This window comes from Streptomyces sp. SM1 (assembly GCF_002910825.1).
Classification (GTDB): domain Bacteria; phylum Actinomycetota; class Actinomycetes; order Streptomycetales; family Streptomycetaceae; genus Streptomyces; species Streptomyces okerensis.
The window spans coordinates 1-743 of the sequence record NZ_NEUB01000982.1 but is presented as its reverse complement, the minus strand read 5'-3'; the positions used below and the strand labels follow the sequence as shown (position 1 = coordinate 743).

Sequence of the window (743 nt, the reverse complement as noted above, 5' to 3'; positions counted from 1 at the left end):
GTCTCCCGCAGGTTGCGGTACCAGTACTCCGCGTCCAGGACCTTCGTGTCCAGCCAACCGCCCGTCACCGTCGAGAAGAACGGCACCGTGCCCGAGCGCGGCGCGACCCCCACCAGATCCGCGAGCAACCGCTCCCGGATCTCCTCCACATGAGAGGAGTGCGAGGCATAGTCGACCTCGATCAGACGCGCCCGCACCCCCTCGGCGACGAACCCGTCCACCAGCTCCGCCACCACGTCCACGTCACCCGAAACCACCGTGGAGGAAGGCCCGTTCACCGCAGCCACCGACAGACAACCGTCCGAGGAGGCGATCCGCTCCCGAACGCCGTCCACCGGCAACGGCACCGACGCCATCCCGCCCCGGCCCGCCAACACCCCCACCGCACGCGAACGCAGCGCCACCACCCGGGCCCCGTCCTCCAGACTCAGCCCACCCGCCACACACGCAGCAGCGATCTCACCCTGCGAATGACCCACCACCGCATCGACGGTCACACCGTAGGACCGCCACACCTCCGCGAGCGACACCATCACGGCCCACAACACCGGCTGCACCACGTCGACCCGCGCCAACAACTCCTTCGACCCCAGCACCTCCACCAACGACCACTCCACGAACGGCGACAAAGCCCGCCCACACTCCGCCATCCGACCCGCGAACACCGCCGACCCACCCAACAGCTCCGCAGCCATCCCCACCCACTGCGAACCCTGCCCCGGGAACACCAGCACCGTACGGCC

Annotated in this window: 1 protein-coding gene; it reads right to left on the bottom strand. The window is 69.4% G+C overall.

What is annotated here, in order from left to right:
• The coding region (locus tag B9S61_RS34780; RefSeq protein ID WP_146065024.1) for an acyltransferase domain-containing protein at positions 1–743 on the bottom strand (743 nt) is incomplete at both ends.